19 protein-coding genes are annotated in these 26,118 nt (G+C 66.6%); 10 read left to right on the forward strand and 9 right to left on the reverse strand.

Going from position 1 to position 26,118, the window contains the following annotated elements; genetic code table 11:
- The first annotated feature begins 177 nt into the window (after positions 1–177).
- The 4 genes from CPH63_RS14275 to CPH63_RS14290 all read left to right on the forward strand — a co-directional run bounded on the left by CPH63_RS14275 (position 178) and on the right by CPH63_RS14290 (position 7,025).
- Positions 178–3,825, forward strand: a complete 3,648-nt coding sequence (locus CPH63_RS14275) for a glycoside hydrolase family 3 N-terminal domain-containing protein (protein ID WP_096303550.1) — start codon at positions 178–180, stop codon at positions 3,823–3,825.
- Positions 3,826–3,934: 109 nt separating this feature from the next.
- A complete protein-coding gene (locus CPH63_RS14280) occupies positions 3,935–4,954 on the forward strand; it encodes an LLM class flavin-dependent oxidoreductase (protein WP_096303551.1) in 1,020 nt (339 codons plus the stop codon).
- Positions 4,955–5,014: 60 nt separating this feature from the next.
- Complete coding sequence (locus tag CPH63_RS14285; protein WP_096303552.1) at positions 5,015–5,455, forward strand: MarR family winged helix-turn-helix transcriptional regulator; 441 nt, start codon at positions 5,015–5,017, stop codon at positions 5,453–5,455.
- Between the two features lie 124 nt (positions 5,456–5,579).
- The gene (locus CPH63_RS14290; RefSeq protein ID WP_096303553.1) at positions 5,580–7,025 is read left to right on the forward strand and encodes an MATE family efflux transporter; all 1,446 of its coding nucleotides are present in this window, start codon (positions 5,580–5,582) and stop codon (positions 7,023–7,025) included.
- A 690-nt stretch (positions 7,026–7,715) separates the two neighbouring features.
- On the opposite strand, the gene CPH63_RS14295 is transcribed toward CPH63_RS14290, so the two are convergent.
- Positions 7,716–8,006 (reverse strand): protease inhibitor I42 family protein, encoded by a 291-nt coding sequence (locus CPH63_RS14295; RefSeq protein ID WP_096303554.1) that lies wholly within the window; start codon positions 8,004–8,006, stop codon positions 7,716–7,718.
- Between the two features lie 161 nt (positions 8,007–8,167).
- A complete protein-coding gene (locus tag CPH63_RS14300; protein WP_096303555.1) occupies positions 8,168–10,180 on the reverse strand; it encodes a C1 family peptidase in 2,013 nt (670 codons plus the stop codon).
- A gap of 641 nt (positions 10,181–10,821) precedes the next feature.
- Between CPH63_RS14300 and CPH63_RS14305 the strand changes: the two genes are divergently transcribed.
- Positions 10,822–11,724, forward strand: coding sequence for a L,D-transpeptidase (locus CPH63_RS14305; RefSeq protein WP_157749570.1), 903 nt, complete (start codon positions 10,822–10,824; stop codon positions 11,722–11,724).
- 44 nt (positions 11,725–11,768) lie between these two features.
- Here the strand turns inward: CPH63_RS14305 and CPH63_RS14310 are convergent, their stop codons facing one another.
- The 6 genes from CPH63_RS14310 to CPH63_RS14335 all read right to left on the reverse strand — a co-directional run bounded on the left by CPH63_RS14310 (position 11,769) and on the right by CPH63_RS14335 (position 19,042).
- Positions 11,769–11,984 carry a hypothetical protein gene (locus CPH63_RS14310; protein WP_096303557.1) on the reverse strand — a complete coding sequence of 72 codons (216 nt, stop codon included), beginning with the start codon at positions 11,982–11,984 and terminating at the stop codon, positions 11,769–11,771.
- A 78-nt stretch (positions 11,985–12,062) separates the two neighbouring features.
- Positions 12,063–12,755: a DUF5825 family protein gene (locus CPH63_RS14315; RefSeq protein WP_096303558.1), complete on the reverse strand. Its 693-nt coding sequence runs from the start codon at positions 12,753–12,755 to the stop codon at positions 12,063–12,065.
- On the reverse strand, positions 12,752–14,710 hold the full coding sequence (locus CPH63_RS14320) for a RiPP maturation radical SAM C-methyltransferase (RefSeq protein ID WP_096303559.1): 1,959 nt from the start codon (positions 14,708–14,710) through the stop codon (positions 12,752–12,754). Before CPH63_RS14320 ends, CPH63_RS14315 begins: the two co-directional genes overlap by 4 nt.
- Positions 14,711–15,056: 346 nt before the next feature.
- A complete protein-coding gene (locus CPH63_RS14325) occupies positions 15,057–16,838 on the reverse strand; it encodes an alpha/beta fold hydrolase (protein WP_096303560.1) in 1,782 nt (593 codons plus the stop codon).
- 2 nt (positions 16,839–16,840) lie between these two features.
- Entirely contained in the window at positions 16,841–18,262 is a 1,422-nt protein-coding gene (locus CPH63_RS14330) for an MFS transporter (RefSeq protein WP_096303561.1), read from the reverse strand.
- Between the two features lie 66 nt (positions 18,263–18,328).
- Positions 18,329–19,042 (reverse strand): GAF and ANTAR domain-containing protein, encoded by a 714-nt coding sequence (locus tag CPH63_RS14335; RefSeq protein ID WP_096303562.1) that lies wholly within the window; start codon positions 19,040–19,042, stop codon positions 18,329–18,331.
- Positions 19,043–19,159: 117 nt separating this feature from the next.
- On the opposite strand from CPH63_RS14335, the gene CPH63_RS14340 reads away from it, so the two are divergent.
- The 5 genes from CPH63_RS14340 (at position 19,160) to CPH63_RS14360 (ending at position 24,650) form a co-directional block, all read left to right on the forward strand.
- Complete coding sequence (locus tag CPH63_RS14340; protein ID WP_096303563.1) at positions 19,160–21,280, forward strand: catalase; 2,121 nt, start codon at positions 19,160–19,162, stop codon at positions 21,278–21,280.
- Positions 21,277–21,681 (forward strand): ankyrin repeat domain-containing protein, encoded by a 405-nt coding sequence (locus tag CPH63_RS14345; protein ID WP_197704357.1) that lies wholly within the window; start codon positions 21,277–21,279, stop codon positions 21,679–21,681. Before CPH63_RS14340 ends, CPH63_RS14345 begins: the two co-directional genes overlap by 4 nt.
- Before the next feature lie 74 nt (positions 21,682–21,755).
- Positions 21,756–22,838 carry a glutamate--cysteine ligase gene (locus tag CPH63_RS14350; protein ID WP_197704358.1) on the forward strand — a complete coding sequence of 361 codons (1,083 nt, stop codon included), beginning with the start codon at positions 21,756–21,758 and terminating at the stop codon, positions 22,836–22,838.
- A gap of 89 nt (positions 22,839–22,927) precedes the next feature.
- A complete protein-coding gene (locus tag CPH63_RS14355; RefSeq protein WP_096303565.1) occupies positions 22,928–23,611 on the forward strand; it encodes an HAD family hydrolase in 684 nt (227 codons plus the stop codon).
- A gap of 73 nt (positions 23,612–23,684) precedes the next feature.
- Positions 23,685–24,650, forward strand: a complete 966-nt coding sequence (locus CPH63_RS14360) for a TIGR03557 family F420-dependent LLM class oxidoreductase (RefSeq protein WP_096303566.1) — start codon at positions 23,685–23,687, stop codon at positions 24,648–24,650.
- A gap of 53 nt (positions 24,651–24,703) precedes the next feature.
- Here the strand turns inward: CPH63_RS14360 and CPH63_RS14365 are convergent, their stop codons facing one another.
- Positions 24,704–26,074, reverse strand: coding sequence for an FAD-linked oxidase C-terminal domain-containing protein (locus CPH63_RS14365; protein ID WP_096305162.1), 1,371 nt, complete (start codon positions 26,072–26,074; stop codon positions 24,704–24,706).
- Positions 26,075–26,118: the final 44 nt, after the last annotated feature.

The following is a 26,118-nucleotide window of genomic DNA, read 5'->3' on the forward strand; positions in this document are numbered from 1 at the left end:
CACAATAATCGTGCATGAAGTGCATAAAAATGGCGGTTCAAAACCATTGACCGGCTAAAAGTAGCTGGGTAGCGTCCCGGACGACCCCTTCTTGTGTACGCAGCGTCATTAGCTGAATCGGTTAGCCAGCCGCTGCGGCACGCGATCCCCTACGCATTTGTCGGAAGGACACTCTTCATGCATCTCCCGAACCCCAGGTCGGTGGCCGCGCGGTCAGCACTGACGCTGACCGTTGCGGCCGCTCTAGTAGTGAGCGGAGCGGTCCAGGCAACCGCCGCGACCACAGATCCCAATCCGAACGCTCTCGAAACCGCCAATACCGCGTTGTCGGAGACGGCGGCGACTGAAGGCATGGTGCTGTTGCAGAACCAGGACAACGCGCTGCCGATGGCCAAGTCAGGGAACGTCGCGGTCTTCGGCGTCGGTGCCTACAAGACGGTGAAGGGCGGCACCGGCTCGGGCTCGGTCAATAACCGCTCCACCGCGACCGTGCGCCAGGGCCTTGAGAATGCCGGTTACCACGTCACCACCAGCAATGCCTACTGGTCAGCCATGACCAACGCCTACGACGCCAAGTACGGCAGTTCGGCCAACAGCCTCTTCGGACCAGCGGTCGACTACTCCTCGGTCGAGCAGTTGCTGACCGCGAGCACCGTCGCCCCAACCGCCGCCACCGACACGGCGATCTACGTCGTCGCCCGCAACTCCGGTGAGGGCGCGGACCGCTCGTCCGGTGCCGGTGACTATCTCCTCGGAGACACCGAGAAGGCGGACATCACGATCCTCGGACACAGCTACCGGCACGTCGTCGTGGTGCTGAACAGCGGCGGAATCATGGACACCACGTTCGTGAAGACGATCAACGCGGCCGAGAAGGATCCATCCGGTGGCCCGGCCATTGATTCGCTGCTGCTGATGAGCCAGCCCGGCGAGACGGCCGGCGACGCGCTGGTCAAGGTGCTCAACGGCACGGTGGACCCCTCCGGTCATCTCACCGACACCTGGGCCTCGCAGTACTCCTACTACCCGGCATCGGCCACCTTCGGTGCCAACGACGGCGACACCACCACCGAGCCCTACGGTGAGGGGATCTACGTCGGCTACCGATACTTCGACTCGTTCTACAAGACGATCGACGCCGCCAACCCCGCGGGCGTCGTCAACTACCCGTTCGGGTACGGCCTGTCGTACACGAGCTTCAACATCCAGACCCAAGGCGTAAAGGCCGACGCGAAGACTGTCACGGTCCGCGCGAAGGTCACCAACACCGGTCACTACAGCGGCAAGCAAGTAGTCGAGGTCTACTACTCCGCGCCGCAGACGGGTATCGACAAGCCCTACCAGGAGCTCGCCGCATACGGCAAGACCGACACTCTCGCCCCTGGGCAGTCCCAGGTCCTCACGCTGACCTATGACACCACCCAGATGTCCTCCTACAACCCCACCAGCTCGGCCTACCTGATGGATCCGGGCGCCTACGTCGTCCGCGTCGGCGACTCCTCACGGGACACCCACGTGGCGGCCCAGCTCGACCTGAAGTCGGGCGTTGCGACCGAGCTCGTCAACCACGAGTTGGCTGATCAGTCCCCGGCCTCGGAGCTGAAGAGCTCGGCGGCGAACTTCTACACCTACGCCACCGAGGCGGCCGAACTGGCCGCAGCGCCCCACATCAAGCTCTCGACCGGCGCCTTCAAGACCAAGGACGACCGCTCGGCCGACGAGCAGAATGTGACCGTCGCGGCCGACTCGCCGTACGCGGCCATCGACGGGACCACGATCTCCTCGACCACCGCCTACCTCAGCTCGAGCAACGACGCGAGCAACTGGGAGGGCACCGGAGCGCCATACACGGCCAAGTCCGGTGAGACGGTGAAGACCGTGAAGACCAGCCCGAGTGCCACGCTCTACGACGTCGCCAAGGGCAAGATCTCGATGAAGCAGTTCGTCGCCGGCCTCACCGTCACCCAGCTGGCCAACATCGTCGAGGGCTCAGGCACCCTCGGATCGACACCGTCAGCCGTCGGAGCGGCCGGATACACCACGGCTAGCTACGAAAGCCTGGGCATCCCCGGCATGGTGCTCTCTGACGGGCCGGCCGGTCTGCGGCTGACCCAGCAGATCGCGACCACGCCAACCACCTACCAGTGGGCCACGGCGTGGCCGGTGGGCACGATGCTCGCCCAGACCTGGAACCGTGACCTGATCACCCAGGTCGGTGACGCAGTCGGCAAGGAGATGCTCGAGTACGGCGTCACCATGTGGCTCGCGCCGGGTATGAACATCCACCGCGATCCGCTCAACGGTCGAAACTTCGAGTACTACTCGGAGGATCCGCTGGTGGCCGGCCTATCAGCGGCGGCGATGACCATCGGTGTGCAGAGCAACCCAGGCGTGGGCGTCACCGTGAAGCACTTCGCCGAGAACAGCCAGGAGGCCAACCGCAACGCCGACAACGCCGTAGTCAGTGAAAGGGCGCTACGGGAGATCGAGCTGCAGGCCTTCGAGTACGTCGTCAAGTCGGCCCAGCCGATGGCCGTCATGAGCTCCTACAACAAGATCGACGGGACCTGGTCGTCAATGAACTACGACCTTCTCACCGACGTGCTGCGCGGCGAGTGGGGCTTCAAGGGCCTGGTCATGAGTGACTGGGGCGGCTCGCACAGTGCCGTCGCCTCGATGTACTCCGGCAACGACCTGATCGAGCCGGGCGGTAACCCGAACGAGGTCATCAACGCGACCAAGCAGGTCACACCGCAGTTCGACCTGAACGGCCTGCCCGTCTACAACAAGACGACGCAGACGTTCGGAACGTTCAGCTTCACCAGCTACGCCTTCTCGCTGGGGAGCCTGACGCTGTCGGCCACTGGTGACAAGACGTTCGCCACCACGGTCGACTCGTCGACGGACCTGAGCAAGGCGCCGCTGTCGGGATCTACCACCACCGACGCAGGCGGGCATCAGGTGTTCACCCCGAACCCCAAGTTCACCTCGGTGGACGAGGCCTACCAGGCGACGATCGCGCTCCTCGCCGGCACCGCATTCAACGCCACACAGAAGGCAGCGATCACCATCAGCAACGTCGTCCACGCGACGCCGAGTGACGCTACGAGTCCGGTGACCGCCTACAGGGTGACGGAGAAGGGCAGCTACCCGGCCACGTATGACATGCGCCTGGGTGACCTGCAGCGCAGCGCCTCACGGGTCCTTACCCAAGCGATGCAGAGTGAACCGTTCGCGCAGTTGGCGAAGCTGCAGGGTGTCAAGGGAATTCACGTGGCATCGTATGAGGCACAGTTCGGCAGCAAACTGGCGCAGTTCGTCTCGGTCGGCAAGAGTGCGATCGTGGCCAACCCGGACCAGGGCCATCACAACCTGCCGCTGAGCGGATCGGTCCAGTCCTCTGGAACGACCCTTCCCCTTTCCGGCAAGGCTACTGTCGACGTCACCGCAGGTGGTGCGCTCAGCGGCAGCGCGTCGTTCGCCACCCTGACCAACACGCACTACGTCTACGGCCTGTTGCCGGTGACGGTAAAGGTGAATCTATCGGCGGGGGCCCTCACCGGCACCGTTGGCAACACCAACGGAGTGATAACCCTGCCCCTCTCGGCTCGCGTCACTCAGGTGACGTTGTTGGGTTTTCCGTTACTGGCGCCAAGTGCCCACTGCGGAACCCCCAACCCCACAAACCTCGTGCTGAGGCAGACGGGACCCGATAGCTACACCGGGGCAGTCACTCTGACGACCTTGACCGGATGCGGTGCGGCACAGCAATGGATCGGACTGGTCAGCGGTGCGAAGGTGAGCGTGAAACTGAACCTCGCCTGATCCGGGCTGACACTCGCTTCGGCCGGCACCTCCTTCGGGGGGCGCCGGCCGAACCGCATGCCTTGGACGAGCCGGGAAGAGAGGGCGCCCGCGAGGTGTTGGCCCAATCATGAAACGCATCGGGTTCCTGTCCTTCGGTCACTGGTCGCCCTCGCCGCACTCGCAGACGCGTTCGGCCTCCGACGTCCTGCTCCAGTCCATCGACCTGGCTGTCGCGGCCGAGGAGCTCGGCGCAGACGGGGCGTACTTCCGGGTGCATCACTTCGCCAATCAGCTCTCGTCACCGTTCCCGCTGCTCGCGGCCGTCGGTGCTCGAACGAGCCGTATCGAGATTGGCACCGGCGTGATCGACATGCGCTACGAGAACCCGCTGTACATGGCCGAGGACGCCGGTTCGGCTGATCTCATCTCCGGCGGACGGCTGCAGCTCGGTATCAGCCGGGGGTCACCGGAGCAGGTCATCGACGGCTACCGCTACTTCGGATACGTGCCGGCTGAGGGGACCGATCACGCTGCCATGGCCCGAGAACACGCCCGTGTTTTCCTGGACGTTCTCAACGGGGCGGGATTCGCTGAGCCCAACCCGCGTCCGATGTTCGCCAATCCGCCTGGTCTGCTGCGCGTTGAGCCGCACTCCGAGGGGCTGCGGGAGCGCATCTGGTGGGGCGCCGGAACCCGGAAGACCGCCGAATGGACCGCCGAGCAGGGGATGAACTTGATGAGTTCCACACTTCTGAGTGAGGACACCGGTGTCCCGTTCCATCAGCTGCAGGCGGAGCAGATCGAGGTTTTCCGTAAGTCGTGGATCGAGGCCGGCCACGTCCGTGAGCCGCGGGTCTCGGTCAGCCGGAGTATCTTTCCGATTGTGAACGACCTCGATCGCTCCTACTTCGGGCGTGACGCGGGCTCGCAGGATCAGGTCGGCTTCCTCGACGGCGGCAAGGCGCGCTTCGGCAAGTCCTACGCCGGTGAGCCCGACCGCCTCGTCGAGCAGCTCGCCCAGGACGAGGCGATCGCCGCCGCCGACACGCTGCTGCTGACAATTCCGAATCAACTCGGCGTCGACTACTGCGCTCACGTCCTCGACTCGTTGCTCACGCACGTCGCTCCGGCCCTTGGCTGGCGCTGAGGATCCCGCTGGCTAGTTAGACACTTGACAGTTAGAACTCTAACAGTTAAGGTTCTAAACATGGACGCACCCAAGCTCACCAGCACTCTTGAATTGGTTCGCTGGATCGGCTGGGCGCAACGCAAAGCGGCTGAGGACTGGATCCGCGAGCGAGACGTCACTTTCGAGCAGGGGTTCGTGCTCGCCCACCTGGTCCAGAGCCCTGGTGCAATCCAGCGCGATATCGCGCAGAGAAGCCGTACCAGCGCGGCAAGTGTGTCGAGCCTGTTGAAGGGGCTTGAACGTCGCGGCCTGATCGAGCGCCGCACGGAGGTCGGCGACGAACGCAGTAAGCGCGTCTACGCGACGCCGGCCGGCGCCGAGCTCACGGCCGGGCTGGAGGCCGCTATGACCGCAGCCGACGAGACGATCCTCGCCCCGTTGACTAACAGCGAACGGACCACTCTGCAGGCGCTGCTGACCAAGATCACGGCCGACTTGCCGCAGCCAACCCGGCCGTAAAACCAGCCGGCCGGGCGAACCAGCCGGCCGAGCAGATAGCGCGGCCCGGTCGCGCACCCAGTACACGCCCCGCCGCGCTGGCGTCTGCCCGCGTGCACTCGAACCTGCCCGGAAAGGACTTGCCATGACCACCACGACACTTGAATCCCCGTCCAATTCCAACGCCGCCGGCTCCAACCGCTGGTACCTCTCCACCGCGCCGATCATCCGCGCCCTCATCCACCTCTGCGTGCCGATGGCGGCGGCGATGATCGTCGGCGCCGTCTACAACGTCATCAATGCCGGCGTCATCGGTTCGCTGCACGACACCGCGCTGCTGGCCGCCGTCACCCTGGGCTCGCCGATCCTCGGTCTCGTCATGGCGGTGGGTGGCGTCTTTGGCGTCGGCGGCGGCGCGCTCGTCTCGCGACTGCTGGGGGCGGCCGAAAACGACCCCGCGAAGGCCGGCGAGATCAAGCACGTCTCCTCATTCGCGGTCTGGGGTGCGGTGATCTCCGGTGCCGTGTTGGGCGGCACTGGACTGCTTCTGCTGCATCCGCTGGTCTCACTCCTCGGCGCGGACGCCGCCGCAGTGCCGGCAACGCGGGCCTACGTCGGCGTCATGCTGGCCTTCGTTCCGGTCCTGGCCGCGGCCTTCTGCCTCGAGCAACTGGTGCGAGCGGAGGGAGCCTCGCGTCAAGTGATGGTCGGTCTCATCGCCTCCACTGTCGCCAACCTCGCCTTCGATCTACTCTTCATCCTCGTACTGCACTGGGGCGTTGCCGGTGCCGCGCTGGCAACCGGCCTGGCGAACCTCGGCGTCGTCGCCTACTTCGCCACTTGGCTGGCGCGGCACAGCGACCACATGAGCGTGGCTCCGCGCTGGTTTACCCTGTCGCCCCACGTCTTGAAGCCCGTCCTGGGCGTCGGGGTCGGCGAACTGCTTCAGTCCGGCTTCCTGATCGTCACCTCGCTAGTGCTCAACAACCTCGCCGTCGGCTATGGCGACGGCCCGCTCGCCGCGATGGGCGTAGCCGTTCGGATCGCACAGGTACCCGAGTTCCTGGTTATGGGCGTGACGCTTGGTGTGCTGCCTCTGCTGGCTTACTCCTACGGCAAGGGCGACCGTGTTCGCCTGAGCGCGGCACTACGCGGATCGGCCTTCGCCGTGGGCGGCATAACCGTGATCACTGCGGCGACGTTGATCGTCTTCCGTGAGCAGGTCTTCTCCGCGTTCTCCGCCGACCGTTCGGTTCTCGCGATCGGCGTCACCATCCTCACCGCCCAGCTGGTGGCGATGATCGCGAACGGCTTTACCGGACTGCTCACCTCGCTGTTCCAGGCGACCGGACGGGCGTTGGCGGCAACGGTGATGTCCGTGACGCAGGGAGTGCTCTTCATCCCGATCGTGTTGCTGGGCAATCTGTGGTTCGGGCTATCCGGCGTGATCTGGGCGTTGACGGCGACCGAGGGAATCGTGTTCGTGGTCGGAGTTGTGATGTGGCTCGCGTCGCGCCGGGCGATTGACGACGGCCTCGCTGAAGGCAGTGCGGCGCGCGCCGACGAGGACCTTGAGCTGGCCGAAGTCTGACCGTGGTCCCGGTAAATCACCTTTGGTTCCGATGTTTCTCCGTGATCACCCCTCAGTGAATAGGAAAAACCCGGCAGACTGATCATTAATGCAGTAAATAGCCGCGGCAAATCAATTGATCTGCCGCGAGTTATTCAGTTCCGGCGCGGCGGCGTGCGGCGAGGTCATCATCAATGCCGGATTGACTTCCGAACGGGCACAACGAGCTACTACGGATGTCGCCTGATTTGCGGGAGCTCGGCCACGTCGGGGGAGTCGTGGCCGAGCGTCAACCGCAGCAGCGTCAGCCGCTGTCACAGACCGTAACGTCCCGTGAGCAGTTTCAATAGACGAAATGCCTAAGTGTGCCGGGCGTCACTTTAAGTGAGAAATTCGCGTGGACGTGACGTTTCCGATTCAGTCACCTGGTGTTCATCCGGCGGCCTCATCGCCTCTTCGAAAATGTTACTCAGGAGTCCAAGTTGCCGAAAGTATTTGTCTAGGAAACAATATTTCTGTGGCACCTGGGGGTGCCGCCATAGGGCACCGTGACATCACTCCTTATGGATCCTCTCGGGGGAGAGGACAGCTGTCGGGCGATCGGGGGACCGCCAACGTGCAGCCGTGACAAAGGTGCGCTGGTTGCAGTCTCGCGGTTCCGATCCTTCAATCGGGGCCGCGTTTCTGCTGTTCGGTCGTGACCGGAGAGAGTCAGCTCTGGGCATGAAGCGTGATGCGTACGACCCGCACCGCTTTCTCCTCGTTCGGACGAGCCAACTCGGCGTCGATCTGGTGGTCCCCAGCCTCGGCCTGGACCTGAAACTTCCGCCCCATCGACGCACCCAATGCGTGCAAGGGGTCAGGCATTGTTGCCGCGGTGTCATCCACCTGCCGCACACCGTCGGGCAGCCGCAGCCGCCAGACGTGCCCCGTCGCTGGTCCGGGCCCGATCGGCAGGACAATGGGCTGCCCGGCTACGCCGGTCACCTCGAACTCTTCCATCGGTCTCCTCCCGTCCGCACGGTACTCCGGCGGCTCGGCTCGGGGACTCGGCTCGACTCGACTCGGCTCGGCTCGGGGAGTCGAGAACTCCGCAACGCGTCGCGATGGTGTCGCGTTCGCGGCACGCTGCGGAGCCCCTGCCCGGGTGAAGCTGCCGGTGTTTAGCCCATCCGCCACCAGCCGTGCCACCAGTCGGTGAAGTCCGGCTCCCAGGCCGCGGTGTAGATGCACGAGTCGGTGCCGACCACGAAGACGTCGAGTTTGTCGGTGCTGCGGGAGACCGCAGTGACCGGCGCTCCCGGAGCGGCCCGCCCGCCGTTGAGCGACCACCATCCCTGCCAGCCGTTGGAGCCGGGCTCCCAGGCCGCCGTCTGGATGGCGCCGTTGACGTCGGTGGCGAAGATGTCGAGTTTGTCGGTGCTGCGGGAGACGCAGTGCACCGGTGCCCCCTGTGGGGCGACCAGGTCGCCGATGCGCCACCAGCCATGCCACCAGTCGGTGAAGTCCGGTTCCCAGGCGGCGGTGTAGACACCGCCGTCGGTACCGGTCACGAAGATGTCGAGTTTGTCGGTGCTGCGCGACACGGCCGTCACGGCTGCACCGGGCGCCGCGCGCCCGCCGTTGAGTTCCCACCATCCCTGCCAGCCGTTGGAGCCGGGCTCCCAGGCTGCCGTCTGGACCACGCCGTTGACGTCGGTCACGAAGATGTCGAGTTTGTCGGTGCTGCGTGAGACGCAGTGCACCGGTGCCCCCTGTGGGGCCACCAGGTCGCCGATGCGCCACCAGCCGTGCCACCAGTCGGTGAAGTCCGGCTCCCAGGCCGCGGTGTAGACGCCACCGTCGGTACCGACGACGAAGATGTCAAGGTGATCGGCGCTTCGGGACACCGCGGTGATGTGCGCTCCCGGCGCAGCCACCCCGCCGTTGACGACCCACCAGCCGTGCCACCAGTCGGGGAAGTCCGGCTCCCACGCCGCGGTGTAGGTGTGGTTGTCGGTGCCGACGACGAAGACGTCGAGTTTGTCGGTGCTGCGTGACACGCCATGGACCGGAGCCCCGGGCGCGGCCGCGCCGCCATTGAGCCGCCACCAGCCGTGCCACCAGTCGGGGAAGTCCGGCTCCCAGGCCGCGGTGTAGATCGCGCCCGAGACGTCAGTGACGAAGATGTCGAGGTGATCTGCACTGCGTGACACCGGGTTGATCTCGGCGTGAGCCGGAACCTGAAGGGTCGGCACCAGCCAACGCGCAGGCGGAACGGTGACGCCGGTGAGTCCGTAGAACGCCTCGCCGTCGATGCCGCATTCGCCGTAGCCCATCTTGAAGAAGCCGGCGCCGGTGCCGTCCGGATGAGCTGCCCCGCCGAAGTTGAGCCCCCAAGAATTTCGGCAGATCCACGCCTGGTCGGCGTCGCTGTAGCCGACGACCAGTACGGCGTGCCCGCCCCGGACGTCGCCGGAGGTGTGCCGGTACACCCCGCCGCCGTAGTTGTCGAAGTCCTCGTAGACGGTGAAGCCGCAGACCATCGGCCCGACCGTCGATAGGTAGGTCTTCCGATCGTCGCCGGTATGTGCGGTGTAGGTGTTCGCCTTGTACGCCTCGTGGATGCGGTCGCCCTCGTCACGGCAGTAGGCCAGCCACAGGTGCTCCGGGTCATTCGGATCGCCCTGCGGCGGGTTGTCGAACGCCGTCATATAAGGGAAAACGGCATCCAGCACGACGCCGCGTGACTGCACCTGACCGAGGGCCGTCGCGTTGTTCCAACCACCGCAGTTGGCGCCGTGGCTGGAGCAGAAGTGCTGGTCGGCCTCCGAGAAGTGCAGCCCGTTCTGGCCGAGTTCGATCCCGGCCTGCGCGCCGAGCAGGCCGGTCGTTGCGAACGACACGCACGATCCGCACCACTCCTGGTCCTGGACAGCGCCGATGACGCCCCGGGCTCGCCAGTCGAACTCCGAGGCGATCCCGGGTCCGCCGGCCAGCCGCGCGGCTTGGGACTTGCTCCGAATGGCGCTCAGCAGCCGGCTACCCCGTTCCAGGGCCGGGGCCTGCAGAGGCTCTGGGGCTGGCTCCCAGCCGAGACCGTGGCCGGGTTCATCAGCGGGCAGCTCTCGCACCCGCCAGGACGAACCGGCCGCCTCGACCGCGGCTCGTAGTGCGGAAACATCCGATATTGGCATCGCAAACCTCCAGGGTGAAAATGTCTCGGGAATTCTTCGGGTGGTTGACCCGATCGACTCGCCGCTCGGCGATCCGCGGGATCCGGCCAGGCCCATGCACATCACGGCTCTTCACCTGTGAATGCATGCAGTTTCGTAGACGTCGGTACCCGCTCAGCTCGTGTGCTCAGAAACGCGTCAAAGCCGGCGCCGACACAGGGAAGACGGCCGAGGACATGGATTTGATACCGAAATCACGGCATTTCCCGGCAGATTGTCGAGCAGGTGTGGCCTGACTCTTTGGTTGAGTCAGTAGGATCGCTCAGGCCTCACATCGCGACGCCGGTCGGCCACGGCTGGGCTCGTGGGCTGAGGAGTTCTTCGTCAGGGCGCAAACCGGCAGAACCGACCCGCTCGCGGCGTTATGCTTGAGCTTTCAACTAATGTGGATGTGGGGCTGACCAGTGTCGAGTCGTCGTGGAGTTCCGCCGCTGAGCCTGTGCCGGCGGGGGGCAGTCGCCGGACTGCTGGCCGTGCCGCTTCTGCTTGCCGGATGCAGCGGTTCGTCGGGTTCCGCCGGAGCCAAGTCGAGCCAACCCGACTCGCCCGCGGTCGGTAGCGGGGCGTCAACGTCCCCATCTGCACCGGCAGCGACGACCGGAGTGGCATCTGCGTCGGCGACGACCAGCGCACCCTCCTCGCCCAAGGCCGTGGCCAAGGCGGTACACATCCGGTTGCTCAACAGTGACGGGGCGACCTATGGGGTCGGGATGCCGATCGTCGCGTACTTCTCGAGCAAGATCACGGATGGGAAGGCCTTCGCCGCGGCGACCGTGGTGAAGGTCAATGGGGTCGTCAACCACGGATCCTGGTACTTCGAATCCTCGTCCATCAACCGGGGCTACCCGATTGAGGCCCACTACCGACCGGCGCCGGCGGCGGGGGCGGCGAATCAGTTCTGGCCGGCGCATGCCGCAATCACGATGGCAATGCAGACGCAGGGCAAGTCGGCCGGGGCCGGCCTGGTCTTCGACGACAGCCTGACCCTGTCCATGGCCACCGCAGACGCGCATATCTCATACGTGAACTGTGCAACTGAGCGCATGACGGTGAAGTCGAACGGTGTTGCCGTGCGTGCGCCGATGCTCACCTCGTGCGGAGCACCGGTGACCCCGACCGCGAACGGCATCAAGGTCGTCCAGCAACTCGGCGAGGATGCGCCCGGCTCCGACACGCTGCGCCCCAGTGGCGCAGTCCGAATGGTCGGCGGTGGGGGTCTGCTCGGAAACTACGACCTGATCGTTCCGTGGTCGGTTCGGCTGACGAACGGTGGCGAGTTCGTGCACGCCGCGGCCTGGAACGGCCGCAACATCGGAGCCCGGTCGACATCGGACGGGTGCACCAACCTCAACACTCCGGACGCGAAGTGGTTCTACAAGTTCAGTCGAATCGGCGACGTCGTCATCTACACGAATACCGGCGGCCCGGCCATGAAGCCCTACGACGGCTTCGGTGAGTGGAACCTGCCGACCTCCAGCTTCAACAACTCACCGACCGCGGCCTGAGGCAAGCAGCGAGTTCCGTTCGGCGCGCTGTACCCGGGTCCGGATCAGGCGATCCTGCGCGCGCGGACGGCCCAGGGTAGCCGGTTGGCGATGATGGCCGCGACCGGAGGTTCGACCGTCCAGCTGTGGCCGGTGTGGTCCCAGCGCAGAATGCGGTCATCGACCCAGGCCGCGTGAATCCAGCCATGACTGGCCGACAGTTTGCATGTTCGACCACACGCGCTCGTGGAGTCGCAGGTAAGGGAGTTGGCAGTTCGCATGCTCTGACCGTATCGCACAGACGTTCGATCACGCCAGAGGTGATCCGCGTCAGGTGAGTCGGATTGATGCTGCCCTTGTCACACCGCGAAGGATGGCCAGGGCCAGCGCCTCACCCGGTAGGGCATCCACCAGGCGAGCCCCCCGACCACGCCCACGAGCTGTTCACCGAGCAGCGCCTCCCAGACCTCCGTCGGCACCTCCTCGATCGCACAGCCTCGGCTCAGCTTCGCCACCGCATCGAGGTACAGCGGGTCATCGATCGTCAGCCGATGCAGGGTCGCGTCGCGGCGGTCACGAACCTGGATGAATCCTGGACCCTGCCGGTAGACGCACTTGTCGAGATAGAACGTCGATCGCCACGGATCGAGGATCCCCTGCGCCTCCTCATCGGTCAGGCCGACGATCCGCCGCGGGGGGCTGAGATGGCTGATCGAGGTCCAGACGTCGGGTAGCTCGCCGAGGTCAACGTCCCAATCGACGACCACGCCGAGCGCGGTGAGCTCGCCGAGCAGCAGCATCGTCGTCACCAGCAGTCGCGGGTCGACCCGCCCCGAGAGCTCGACCGGCTCGCCGAACTCGACGCGACGCACTCCGTCGGCGAAGAGGCGAGCGGCGGTCGCGGCTGGGTCGGCCCCGGCTGGGATCGAGTCGCTGCCCGCCGATACTGCCGGCATCGAAGTCGTCTCGAGATCATGGTGACGCCACTGGTGCAGTTGCAGACCGGCATCGGCCGGCCCGAAGCGGGGCTTGGACCGGAGTTCGGTGCTCATCGGGATGCCTCCAAGACGGGCTCAGCGGCAGCGGTGTCGGCGCCGGTTTCGGGGTCGGGGTCGAACTCGTAGGTGCGGGCGAAGCGGACCAACTCCTGGTTGGTCGCCTCCGGCGCGACCTGGATGTACTGGCCGTTGTCGGTGAAGACGATGCCGAGATCGCGCCAGTCACCCAGGACCGCATCCACATCCGTCTGGTCCAGTGTGGGCAGGGATTTGCGCAACTGGTCGTGCAGCGAGGCGACCGAGTGCGGCTGGTCGAGCAGCCGGAACATCGCCAGCTCCAACCGATCTCGGAGCCAGTGCACCGTCCAGTCGAACGACTTTCGGTGGCTGACCAGCAGGATCTCCTCGCCCAGATCGACGTGGGTGAGCGTCGAGTCGGGGTACCCGTCCTGCCAGACGCGGGCTGCCGCGTGCAGCCGCTGCGACAGCTCGTCGTCGATCCCGTGCGGGTCGGCCGTGAAGAGATAGGCGAGCTCGCGCAGCTCCTCCTCGGGCAGATCATAGGTGCGTCGGTACTGCGGATCCGGCCGCGCGTCGCCGAAACCGAGTTCGGGCCGGTCGAAGAAGGGACTGAAGCGCTCGATGGCGATGCGCGCAACCGCCTCCAGTGGCGGCAGATGGTGCAGCGCCGGCATCTGGGCCAGGACGTCCTCATAGTCCTGGCTCTCCTCCCCGGGGAACCCGAAGAGGTAGTTCCAGGAGACCGACAGCCCGACGCTCGCCGCGTCCCGCAGCATGCGGACGTTGAGCGCCCCGGTGACCCCTTTGTCCATAATTTTCAGCACACTCGTGCTCAGGCTCTCGATGCCGGGCTGCACGTTGACCAGGCCGGCATCGGCCAGCGCCGCCAGTTGCGGACGTTTGAGGTTCGACTTGATCTCGTACTGCAGGCGGAGGTCATAGCCTGACTCCGCGAGAGCCGGGATGAGCGATCGCAGGTAGTTCATGTCGAGGATGTTGTCGACGATGAACATATCCATCACCTGGTGCCGGCGGACCTGCTCGATGATCTCATCGTAGAACTTGGTCGGACTCTTACTGCGGAACTGCATGAATGTTCCGTTGAGCCCGCAGAACGTGCAGTGGTGCTTCTCGCCCCACCAGCAGCCCCGCGCACCCTCGAGCACGAGCTTCGGTTCGACCCAGTCATGGGCGATGGAGGCTTCCAGGCGTTCGAAGTAGCCGTCATAGTCCGGCGCGACGATCTCGGCCGGAGCCAGCGGCGTGCGGCTCATATCGTTGGCGATTACCGTATTCGTGGTGTCCGTGGCGTCCCGCCAGCAGAGGCCATCGATGCGGGCCAGCGCCTCCGGCGCCGGCGCCCGGTTCTCGCGGCGAGCGTCGTCCAGTTCGAGGAGCAGAGCGGGGAAGGCATGCTCCCCTTCGCCCCGCACCACGAAGTCGACGAAGGTGAAGTTGCGGGCCACGGCCGCCCCCTGGGCTCCGTCGCAGTTGGCGCCACCCATCATCGTTATGACGTGCGGTGCCCGCTGCTTCAGCACCCGGGCCGCGGCTAGCGATGCGGTGTTCTGCTGGAATGTCGAGGTAAACCCGACCACATCGGGGCGGTCGGCCAGGATGCGGGTGACCAGGTCGTCGATGAATTCGCCGGCGCTGGCGTGCAGCTCGAGGCTGAGCTTCTCCTGCTCCGGGGTGTAGGAGAGTTCGTTGCCGATGTGCTCGACCCGCCACTGCGGGTCGTCGTAGAGCGCGGAGGAGAACACCCAGTCGCCGAGACCGGCGAAGTACGATTCCAGCGCGAGGAAGTGGTAGTCGCCGAGGGCGAACTGGCGGCGCTCGCAGAGCCAATCGACGTATTCGAGGTTGGCGTGAACGACGTTTACGCGGGCATCGGGCAGCGTCTGGCGCGCCGAGCGGCCCAGGATGCCGACGGCGAGGGAGGGGACGTCGATGAGCGCCCATGGCATGTTGACGAGTGCGATCTGCATGATCGGCCCCCTTCGGGCGTCGGATAGCAGTGATTCGGTTACAGAGGCGGGGTAATCTGGCCGGAGAGCTGTCGGGGCGAACTCATCTCGCCCCGACAGCCCTCTCCGCGGCCAGGGTCCGTGGCCGATGGGTCGGCCCGGATGGTTTGACCGGATTGCCGGTGAATTAGCGCCGTACGATGACGACGACCACGACGATGACCGGCCGGGCCCGATTCTGGTTGATCATGTCCAGTGGGTCGTTCTTCACAATTGTCTTGCGCATCGCTCTCACCTCCTTCCGACTGGCTTCGTGGGCGGATTGCCCTAGTTGTGTTGGGGATCTGGTGTGTTCGGGTTGGCTTGGTCAGGTCGCTTCGCTGCCGACGAGGGCGGTGACCTGCTGGTCGTGCAGTTGGCCGGCCAGGAAAGTGACGAGCTCGACCAGCTCGTCGACCGAGGCCTGCCCCGACTGGACGCCATGCCCGGCGTCGCTGCGAATCAGGCGCACCGAACCACCGCGGGCGGTGAGTTCATCGGCGTACGACTCGATCTGACCCGCCGGGCAGCGCAGGTCATACCGGCCGGCGACGAGCAGGATCGGCGCCTTCACCTGCGCGATGTAGCTGGCCGGGGAGGCTTGCCGGTAACGCTCCGGCTGCAGCTGAGGCGGACCGCCGAAGAGGCGTTCGTCCAGTGCTCGCAGCTCGGTGGTAGCCCCGGCGTAGGCCTGCGGATAGTCGGCGATCGGATAGGCCGCGGCCGCTGCTCGCCACCGGTCAGGCTGCACGCCGGCGGCCAGTAAGGCCAGATAGCCACCCCAGGACCACCCGGCGATCGCCACCGCGTCCGCGTCGGCCCAGCCCCGAGCCACCAGCTCGTCTCGGGCGGCGCTCACGTCCGCCAGCTGGGTCAGCCCGACGCCGGCGCTGAAATCGTTGCGCCACCGGGGTCCGTAGCCGCTGGAACCGCGGTAGTTGACCCGGGCGACGGCCAACCCGGCCGCATTGAGCATGGCGACCGCCGGGTCATAGGCGTCGCGATCCTGCTGGTGCGGCCCTCCGTGCAGTAGGAAGACGGTCGGCCAGGGTGCCCCGACGGCCGCGGGCTCCGGTGGCAGCCAGAGGGTATGCACCGGACCGCCCGGCCCATCGGCCCAGAGTTCACCGACGGCGCCCCGATTCGACTCGCGCGGCCGTGGTTGAGGGGCTGCCTCCCGGAGGAGCACCCGGCGGGCGACCGGCGGAGTGGCGGCGTCGGTCCAGAGGTAGTGGACCTCCCCGTCCGAGTGCGGTTGCGCGTCCAGGATGGTGCCGCGTGCGGTGGGCAGCAGCTGGGTGCGGCCGGTGGTGGGATCGAGACGGGTCAGGCGACTGCGCGCGTGGCGGTCCTGACGGATCAGCACCGAACCGTCCGGGCACCAACTGGTCGAGATCTCGGTGTCGAAGACCTCGGGCCAGTAGGTGCAGCCCGCGGCGAAGGTCCAGGTGCCGACCTGATACCCGAGCTCGGTCTGCCGGGTCAGCAGCAGTGTGGCCGACGCGCCGCCGGGACCGAATCCGCTCGCCCACAAAGGCATTCGCTCGCCCGATAGCTGCACCGGTGCGCCGCCGCCGACCGGATGGATCTCGACCGCCGCTGACGATTCCGGTTCGGCCGCCGTCGCCAGCAGTGTGGCGTCGGAGCTGAGGTCGATCAACTCGCCGGCCCCGTGCCGGCGCAGCAGATGCTCGACCGCATGGTCGCCGCCGGCCCGGTCGCCGAGGCGGAGGTAGACGTCGAAACCATCCTCATCGGCCAACCCGATCGCGGCGGTGCCGTCGGTGGACATCGCCAGCCCGGCGTGGCGTCCGGCGGGCACCTCAGGCAGTGCCGGCGTGTCCGCGCCGCCGGCGAAGGGTTGGATGAACCAGCGACCGACGCCGGCCAGATCGTCGTCGAACCACCAGACCCGGCGGCCGGCCGGGTCTATGTCGGCCAGCGTGGTGCCGTCGGTGCGGTTGGTCACCTGGCGGCGGCGGCCGGTCGTGGTGTCGAGGGTGAAGACCTCGCAGCGTCCACCGGCGTCGGCGATGGTGCACTGCCGGTGCGGTGCCAGTTCGGCGGCGCTCGGCAAGGTCGGCGGGACGAGTTCGATAGCCAGTTCCATCGTCAGGCCTCTACTTCCGATTCGGGTGCCTGGCTGGATTCACTCGGCTCGCTGGACTCACTCGCATCGGCCAGGTCTTCTTCGATCGCGCTGGCGCAGTCGAGGAGGGCCTGGGTTCCGGTGCGGGCGTAGACGGCCAACAGGGCCAGGAGCGCGGCGAGCACGGTGGTGACCGCCCAGCCGGCCAGCCACTGCACCATCAGCCCGGCGCTCACCGGGGCGGCTAGCAGCGAGAGCCCGAGGAAGAAGCCCATGACCCCGCCGGCCCGTCCCTGCATCTCGACCGGAACGGTGGCGATCGCGTACGACTGGAAGAGAATGCTCACCGCCGGCGAGATCAGCAACACAGTCCCGAGCAGCAGACCCTGCGCGAAGAGCTCGCCGGTGAGGCCCATCGCCGCCACCAGCACCACCATCACCCAGGAAGTCAGCGGGATCAACTTCGTCGGCGCGACTCGCCGCAGCACCGTCGGTGCGGCCAACGAGCCGACCAGCCCCAATCCCGAGGCCACCCCGAGCAGCACGCCGATCGCCGCCGCCGACGCGCCGCTCGACGCGGCGTTGAGCAGCACTACGTAGTAGACGGTCGCGAAGACCGCGTTGATCCCCGCGCCCCAACTGAGGGCGAACCGCAGGAAGGGGTGTCCGAAGACCAGGCGCAGCCCGGCCCGGCTCGACTGCAGGAAGCTGTCGCGGGGGTCCTCCGGCTCCCGATCGACTCGCTCCCGGTCAACAGCGGCGGTCGGGGTGAGGTCGGTCCGGATGCCGGCGACCAGCACGGCGGTCACGACGTAGGAGATGGCGTTGAACAGCAGTGGGGCCCAACGGGTGAGGCTGAAGAGCAGGCCGCCGACCGGCGGCCCGACGAGCGCGGCACCCTGGTCACGGGCCTGCAGAGCGGCCAGTGCGGGCTGAGGATCATCCGGTGGGAGCAGTTGGCGGATCGCTCCCTGCGCGGCGGCGCCGTAGCTGGCGGTGGCGATTGCCTCCGCCAGCACCAGAGCGACGACGACGTCGAGACGATAGCCGTCCTGCGCCACGACGAGGGCCAGTGCGAGGGCGGCAGCGGCGGCGAAGAGCGCGGCGACGATCATCATCGACCGGCGCGACACCCGGTCGGCCAGCACTCCGGCCACCGGTTCGACGAGCGTCTCGACGCCGATCGAAAGGGTGGCGACCGCACCGGCCAGCGTCACCGATCCGCCAGCGCCCAGGACGATCAGTGGGACGACGATGGTGGCGGCGTGGGAGCCCATCGCGTCGACGGCGCCGGCGACCCAGTACCGGCGGAAGTCCCTGCCCCGACGGCGCCGGACGGCCGACGTGGTGGTGGAATCACCAGCAATCTGCGGCACATTCGTCTCCGGGACACGAAGCTGCGCCTCCGCGTCGACGGTCTCGATATTCGCTACCAACTCGTCCACCTCCCTCGCTGTCACAAGAGAGGAGACCGGTACACCGACGGTGATACAGCGAACACCAGGACTTGGTCAGGTAGGCATCAATTCCCCGGTCGTGACGAGGTGTTCAGCCACAACGGTGAGTTTCACGTTGGCCCGCTGCGAAGCCGACGAGAGCTGCACGAAGGCCTCCTGTGGTGTGATCTTCAGGCGCTCGATGAGTATGCCCTTGGCCTGCCCGATGACGTCGCGATTTCGCAGGGCTTCCAGCAGCTGCGCCGTTCGCTGTGCATCAGCCAGCGCCAGCGCGGCATGGGTGGCGTAGAGGTAGGCCAGTTGCAGATGCTGCGGGGTGAAGGCATCAGGTTTCTGCCCGTAGAGGCTCAGCGTTCCGAGGCGCAGCTCATCTACCCAGAGCGGGACACAGAGCATGCTCGACACTCCGAGCGAGATGGCCTGCCCAATGAACTTCGGCCATCTCGTGTCCGTCCCCATGTTGTCGATGCTGATCACCGACTGCTCGCGGGCTGAGTCGATGCAGGGTCCGGAACCGGTCTGCTGCTGCAGCGAGTCGAGGATGTAAGGCGGCTCGCCGAGTGTTGCCTGCGGGATGAGCTTTCCGTTCAAGACCAGGATCACGCCGGCGTGTTCGGCCGGTTCAATCGTCTGGACAGCTTGGGAGATGATCGCGTCGAGGGTCGGCTGCAGTTTCGCGTCCTTCAGGTGCAGCGACCGGGCCAGCTGCATCAGTGAAGTCCAGGTCTGATCTTCCAGATCCTCAAGCGGATGCGACGGCGTCGTCATGGATCCCTCTCCTCGGTCACGTCGTGGTCCGTTGCCATGCTGCCCGCTGCGTGTATGTTCAAAACTACAGGTGAAGAACCTCGCCTCCACTGTTTCGAAATGTGAGTGGAGCGAGCTATGCCATCCCGCCAACCCGACCAGGGCGCCCCGAAACGAACGAGCCCGACCGGCGTCGTCGCCGGCGATCCCGGCCCGCGCGACGAGCGCGCCCAGGCCGGCCAGTTCCTCACCACAGCTCAGGGTCTGCGACTGCCCGATACTGATCATTCGCTCAAGGCGGGGGAGCGTGGCCCGACGCTGCTGGAGGATTTTCACCTCCGGGAGAAGATCACCCACTTCGATCATGAACGAATCCCGGAGCGAGTCGTGCACGCGCGGGGCGCGGCGGCCCACGGAGTCTTCGAGTCCTACGGCACCGCGAAGTCGGTGACGAAGGCTGCGTTCCTGGCCGAGAAGGGGCGTAAGACAGACGTCTTCACCCGTTTCTCGACGGTCCTCGGTTCGCGTGGATCAGCGGACACGGTGCGCGACACTCGTGGCTTCGCGGTCAAGTTCTATACCGACGAGGGCAATTTCGACCTGGTCGGAAACAACATGCCGGTCTTCTTCATCCAGGACGGGATCAAGTTCCCCGACATCATCCACGCCGCGAAACCCCAACCCGACCGGGAGATTCCGCAGGCCCAGTCCGCTCACGACACGTTCTGGGACTTCGTATCGCTGCACACCGAGGCGACGCATCACGTCTTCTGGAACATGTCCGACCGGGGCATTCCCCGCTCGTTTCGGACCATGGAGGGCTTCGGCGTGCACACCTTCCGTCTGGTCAATGCAGCCGGCGACACCAGCCTGGTGAAGTTCCACTGGAAGCCCGCTGCCGGTGTTCATTCCCTGGTCTGGGAGGAGGCCCAGATCGCGGCCGGCTGCGATCCGGACTTCCACCGTCGGGACATGGCAGACGGCATCGAAGCGGGTGCCTACCTCGAGTACGAGCTGGGCATCCAGGTGATGGCCGACGACGGCAGCGACAGTTTCGAGGGTATCGATCTCCTTGACCCGACGAAGCTCGTTCCCGAGGAGCTGGCCCCGGTTCAACTGATCGGGAAGCTGACGCTCAACCGCAACCCCACCAACTACTTCGCCGAGACCGAGCAGGTCGCCTTCCACACCGGCCATCTGGTACCCGGAATCGAGGTCACCAATGACCCGCTGATGCAGGCCCGGTTGTTCTCCTACCTCGACACCCAACTGACCCGTCTCGGCGGGCCGAACTTCGCGCAGCTGCCGATCAACCGACCGCAGGCTGACGTTAACGACATGCTGCGTGACGGCATGCACCAGACGGCTATCCATACGGGTCTGGCTCCCTATCACCCGAACAGCATCGACGGCGACGAGCCCCAGCCGGCTACCGCCGCGCAGGGCGGGTACGTGCAGACGTCCCGCCCGGTCGACGGGTCGGTGGTGCGCGCGGCGCCCGCTTCCTTCGACGACCATTTCTCCCAGGCAGCGATGTTCTACCGCAGCCTCAGCCCGCTGGAGCAGGCGCATCTGGTCGAGGCGTTCACCTTCGAGCTGGGGAAGGTGTACGAAGCGGCTATCAAGCAGCGGCAACTGCAGGTGCTGGCCAACGTCGACGCCGATCTCTGCGCCCAGGTGGCCGCCGGCCTCGGGCTGGTAGCACCGGACGGGGCGCCGGTGCCCGAAGGCTTGCTGTCGCCGTCGCTGTCACAGGTCACCGACGGGCCCGGCCCGGTCGCCGGTCGCAAGGTCGGCATCATCGCCGACGCCGGATCCGACCTGGCCGGGGTCAACCAGCTGGTCAAACTACTAGCGAAGGCCAGGGTCACGGGGCTGGTCATCGCACCGGTCGGGGGAGTGCTGAAGGCGGCGCGACAGCGCGTCACGGTTGATCGGACGCTGCTCACCACCCGCTCCATCGAGTTCGATGCCCTGGTGGTTGCCGGCGGGACGAGCAGCAGCGATGACATCAAGCTCGTGCTCCTGCTGCAGGAGGCTTACCGGCACTGCAAGGCCGTCGCCGGCTGGGGTGACGCGACCACCGTTCTGCAGTCGGCCGGCATCCCCGCCGACGGCCCCGGCGTCTCGATCTCGGAGTCGGCCGGCAAACCGTTTGCCGACGAGTTGCTGGCGGCACTGGGGCTGCATCGGGCGTGGGATCGGGCGCCGTCGGTGATGCGGTCGGCTGTGGCTCCGGCCCGCCGGAGACGTCGTTGACCGCCTACGTCGGCGCGCCGCTACTGATCGCCGAGGAGCTCGAACTGCTGCTGAGGGTGACTGACCTGGCCCGGGCCGGAGAGACGTCGCAGTTGGCTGACGCGATTGACTCCGGCATACCGGTCAACCTGACGACCGCCGTCGGGGACTCCCTGCTGATCCTGGCGGCGTATCACTGCCACCTGGAGACCGTTGAGATGCTCATCGCGCGAGGGGCGGACACCGAGCGGGTGAACGACAACGGTCAGACCGCCCTGGGCGCGGCTACATTCCGCCGGCAGCCGGAGATGGTGCGGGCGTTACTGGCGGCCGGTGCCGGCCCGCAGACCGGCGCCCGGTCAGCCCAGCAGATCGCGTCGTTCTTCGAACTGACCGAGATGGCCGAACTCCTCGCCGGGTGACCACCCGCCGATCAGATCGCTGGCCGGCGCAGCCCGCCGCGAGCGCAGTGAAGGGAACCGGCAGACTGGGTCTCGTGCGAACGGTCGGGGTGGAAGAGGAGTTTCTGCTGGTTCACGCTGGGTCATCACAGCTGGCCGCAGCCGGCGACGAGGTGGTCGCGGCCGCAGAGGCAGCCTCGGACGGGCAGTTTGAACACGAACTGAAGCGCCAGCAGGCCGAGCTCGGGACGCGCCCGACAACTTCGCTGAGTGAGTTGGCCGGAGAGCTTCGGCGGCGCCGGTCCGAGCTCGCGAGCGCCGCCGCCGGAGAAGGAGCCCGGCTGCTGGCCTGCGGGACGAGCCCGCTCGACCAGCACGTCTCCACGACACCGGTGCACCGATACGAGCAGATGATGCGGGTCTTCGGCCGCGTCGCCCGCACACAGCTGACCTGCGGAATGCACGTGCACGTCTCGGTGGAGTCTCCGGACGAGGGGGTGGCCGTGCTGGACCGGATCCGGCCCTGGCTGGCGCTGCTGGTCGCATTGAGCGCGAACTCGCCCTTCCTCGCCGGCGAGGACACCGGTTATGCCAGCTATCGCACGGTGCTGTGGGGGCAGTGGCCGACGTCCGGGATCGCCGATCCCTTCGGCGACGTAGCCGGCTACGAGCGGGCCCGGGCGGCGCTGGTCTCCAGTGGCGCTGCCATCGATGACGGGATGATCTACTTCGATGCTCGGCTGTCAGCGCGCTACCCGACCGTGGAGGTGCGCGTGGCGGATGTCTGTGCCAACGCCGCCGACGCGGTCACCATCGCGGCTGTGGTTCGGGGGCTCGTCTCGACCGCCGCCACGGCAGCACGGGACGGCCGCGAAGTGCTCGGAGTCCGCAGCGAACTGCTCCGCGCCGCCTCCTGGCGGGCGGCCCGCTTCGGCACCGAACAGGACCTCGTCGACGTCTCCACCGCTCATGTCGTGCCAGCCTGGAACCTCATCGATCACATGGTCGACGTGATCGGCCCAGCGCTGCTGGACGCCGGCGACAGCGACCTCGTCCATTCCGGTCTGGAGGATCTGCGCCGTCGGGGCAGCGGTGCCCGCCTGCAGCGCCTCGCCTACACCAGCTCGGGCAGCATCGACGGGATCGTCGACGCGGTGGCCGCGCAGACGATCGCCTGAGGCTGACGGGTTTCGTTCTGCCCGTTTGGGGGTACCAGAACGGACGTCTGCCGAAACGGTGAGGGAGCGCGTCGTGTGGGAGGAAACGTATGTCGGATGACCCGGTACGCGGCGTGCTCTTCGATGTCGACGGCACGCTGGTCGACACCACGTACGTCCACACGCTCTGCTGGACCTACGCCCTGGGCAGCCGTGGGCACGACTGCCCGATGGCCACGGTGCACCGGAGTATTGGTATGGGATCGACGGAACTGCTCGATCATCTCCTCGGTGCCGGCCGTGACCGGGGTGAGGACGACCTGCTCTCCGCCGCCCATCTGACGCTGTACCGGCAGTATTGGGGGAGGCTGCGCCCGATTCCGGGTGCCCTCGACCTGCTCCGCGGCTGCCGGCGACTCGGACTGCGCAGCGTTCTCGCCTCGTCGGCGTCGGACGAGGAACTCGCGATGCTGCGCAGCACGTTGAACGCCGACGAGCTGCTGCACGAGTCCACCTCCTCCGACGATGCGGCGTCCGGTAAGCCGCAGCCGGACATTCTGCAAGCGGCGATGGAGCAGGGCAGACTGACCCGGGATGGCGTTGTTTTCGTGGGAGATTCCGTCTGGGATGCGCAGGCGGCGGCACGTGCCGGTATCGCCTTCATCGGGCTGACCTGCGGCGGAACCAGCGCCGCCGAACTCCTCGACGCCGGTGCCGTCGAAGTCTGGCGCGATCCACTGGAGCTCACCGGGCACGTGGAGGAGAGCCGCATCTACGCCTTGGCCCAAGACTGAGTGTTGAGTAAAACCCGACCAATCACCTGCCAATCCGCGCCAATCAACCCAGCCACGTGAAGGGACCGCCTCCATGCTGCAGATCGGTTACACCCTGATGTGCGAACAATCCGCGCCGGCGGCCCTGGTGGCTGACGCCGTTCGAGCCGAGGAGGTCGGCTTCTCCTTCGAGGTGATGAGCGATCATCTCTTCCCGTGGTTGGAGAGTCAGGGGCACTCTCCGGCAGCCTGGCCGCTGCTCGGCGCGGTCGCCCAGGCGACGAGCCGGGTCGAGCTGATGACCTACGTAACCTGCCCCAGCTTCCGCTACCACCCGGTGGTGATCGCGCAGCAGGCGGCGACGGTGAGCCTCCTCTCCGGGGGCAGGTTCACCCTCGGGCTGGGGTCAGGCGAGAACTTGAACGAGCATGTGCTGGCCGCCGGGTGGCCGCCGTTCAATCTGCGTCACGAGCGGTTCGGCGAGGCGGTCGAGATCATTCAGGCCCTTCTCGCAGGTGGCTACGTCAACTATGCGGGCAAGCACTTCCAGGTGGATTCGGCGAAACTATGGGACCTTCCGGTTACGCCCCCGCCGATCGCGATCGCCGCCTCCGGGGCGTCCTCGTCCGAACTGGCCGGGAGATTGGGCGACGCACTCATCGCCGTCCAGCCCGATAAGGCGATCTGCGAGCGGTTCGACGCGGCGGGCGGCGGCGGGAAGCCGCGGATCGGGCAGCTCCCGGTCTGCTATGACGCCGATCGGGACGCTGCGGTCGCCCGCGCCCACGACCAGTTCCGGTGGTTCGGCGGAGGCTGGGCCATCAACTCGGAGCTTCCGGGGACAGCCGCCTTCGCGGCCGCCAGCCAATTCGTCACTCCGGCCGACGTCGCCGACGCCATTCCCTGTGGTGACGATGTCTCGGCCGTCGTGGCGAAGGCGGCCGAGTTCGCCGACGCCGGCTTCACCCACCTCGCCCTGATCCAGATCGGCGGCGAGTATCAGGACGAGTTCCTCGGGTGGGCGGAGAAAGAACTGCTGCCGGCTCTGGAACGGCTCTGAGCTGGCTGAGCTGCTGAACCGGCTGAGCCGACCGCGCGGCGAATGGCGAGCGGTTAGAAGACCGCGCCGGGATTGAGAATCCCCTGCGGATCCAAGGCATCCTTGATCCGCTGATTGAGCGCCAAGACGTCCGCACCGAGGTAGTCGCCGAGCCAGGGCTTCTTGAGCCGACCGACGCCGTGCTCGCCGGTGATGGTCCCGCCGAGCGCGATCGCCAGCTCCATGACCTCTCCGTAAGCGAGGTGGGCCCGGGCCTTCGAATCCGCATCCATGGGGTTGAAGACGATCAGTGGATGGGTGTTCCCGTCGCCGGCGTGGGCGATCACCGGAATGACGATGTCGCGCCGGGCTGAAATCTGTTCGATCCCCTGAACCAGCGCCCCCAGCTGGGTAAGCGGTACCCCGACGTCCTCCAGCAGCAGCGAGCCCTTCCGTTCGACGGCGGGGATGGCCATTCGGCGAGCGTGGACGAATGCCTCGCCGGTCTCCTCATCGTCGGTCGAGAAGGCCTCGGTCGCCCCGTTCGTCTGGCAGATCTCCATGATCTCGGCGATCTCAACCGCGGAGTGGCCCAGCGCCTCGTCCGACTGAACGATCAGCATTCCTTCGGCGTCGCGGTCCAGGCCCATGGTGAGGAGATCCTCGACGGCGTTGATCGAGGCCTTGTCCATGAATTCGAGCATGGATGGCCGCATGCGTCGGGTGATCTGCAGTACGGCGTTGGTCGCCCCGCCCAGGGACGCGAAGGTTGCCACCAGCGTCGCCGGCGGTCGCTGGGCCGGGACGAGGCGGAGGATCACTTCGGTGATCACCCCGAGGGTGCCCTCGCTTCCGACGAAGAGCTTGGTCATTGACAACCCGGCGACGTCCTTCAAGCGCGCCCCGCCGAGATTCACCGCCGTTCCATCGGCCAGCACCACGGTGAGGCCGAGAACGTAGTCGGTGGTGACCCCGTATTTCACACAGCACAGGCCGCCGGCGTTGGTGGCGACGTTCCCACCGATGGAGCAGATTTCGTAGGACGACGGATCGGGTGGATACCAGAGGCGGTGCTCGGCGGCGGCGGCTTTGAGTTCGGCGTTGAGGACCCCGGGACCGACGACTGCGGTGCGGGTGACCGGATCGATGTCGATTGCCCGCATGTTCTCCAGAGAGATCATGATGCACCCGTCGAGCGCCGAGGCTCCGCCGGAGAGTCCGGAACCGGCACCGCGCGGTATGACCGCGAGATTGTGAGCAGCGGCGAAGCGCACGACCGCCTGCACGTCCTCGGTGGAGGTGACCCGGACAACCGCGAGGGGCATGCCCGCCTCAGGGTCGTTGGCCCGATCCCAGCGATAGGCGGATTTGCGGGTCTCGTCCTGGATGACTACGCCCGGCGGCAGGACCCGCTCCAGCGAGGTCAGGTCGGTCGCCGACTCCATGGCCGGCTCCACAGTCGTCGAGGGCTCGGTGGTCATGGGCGAAT

It is taken from the genome of Jatrophihabitans sp. GAS493 (assembly GCF_900230215.1).
Taxonomy (GTDB): Bacteria; Actinomycetota; Actinomycetes; order Mycobacteriales; family Jatrophihabitantaceae; genus MT45.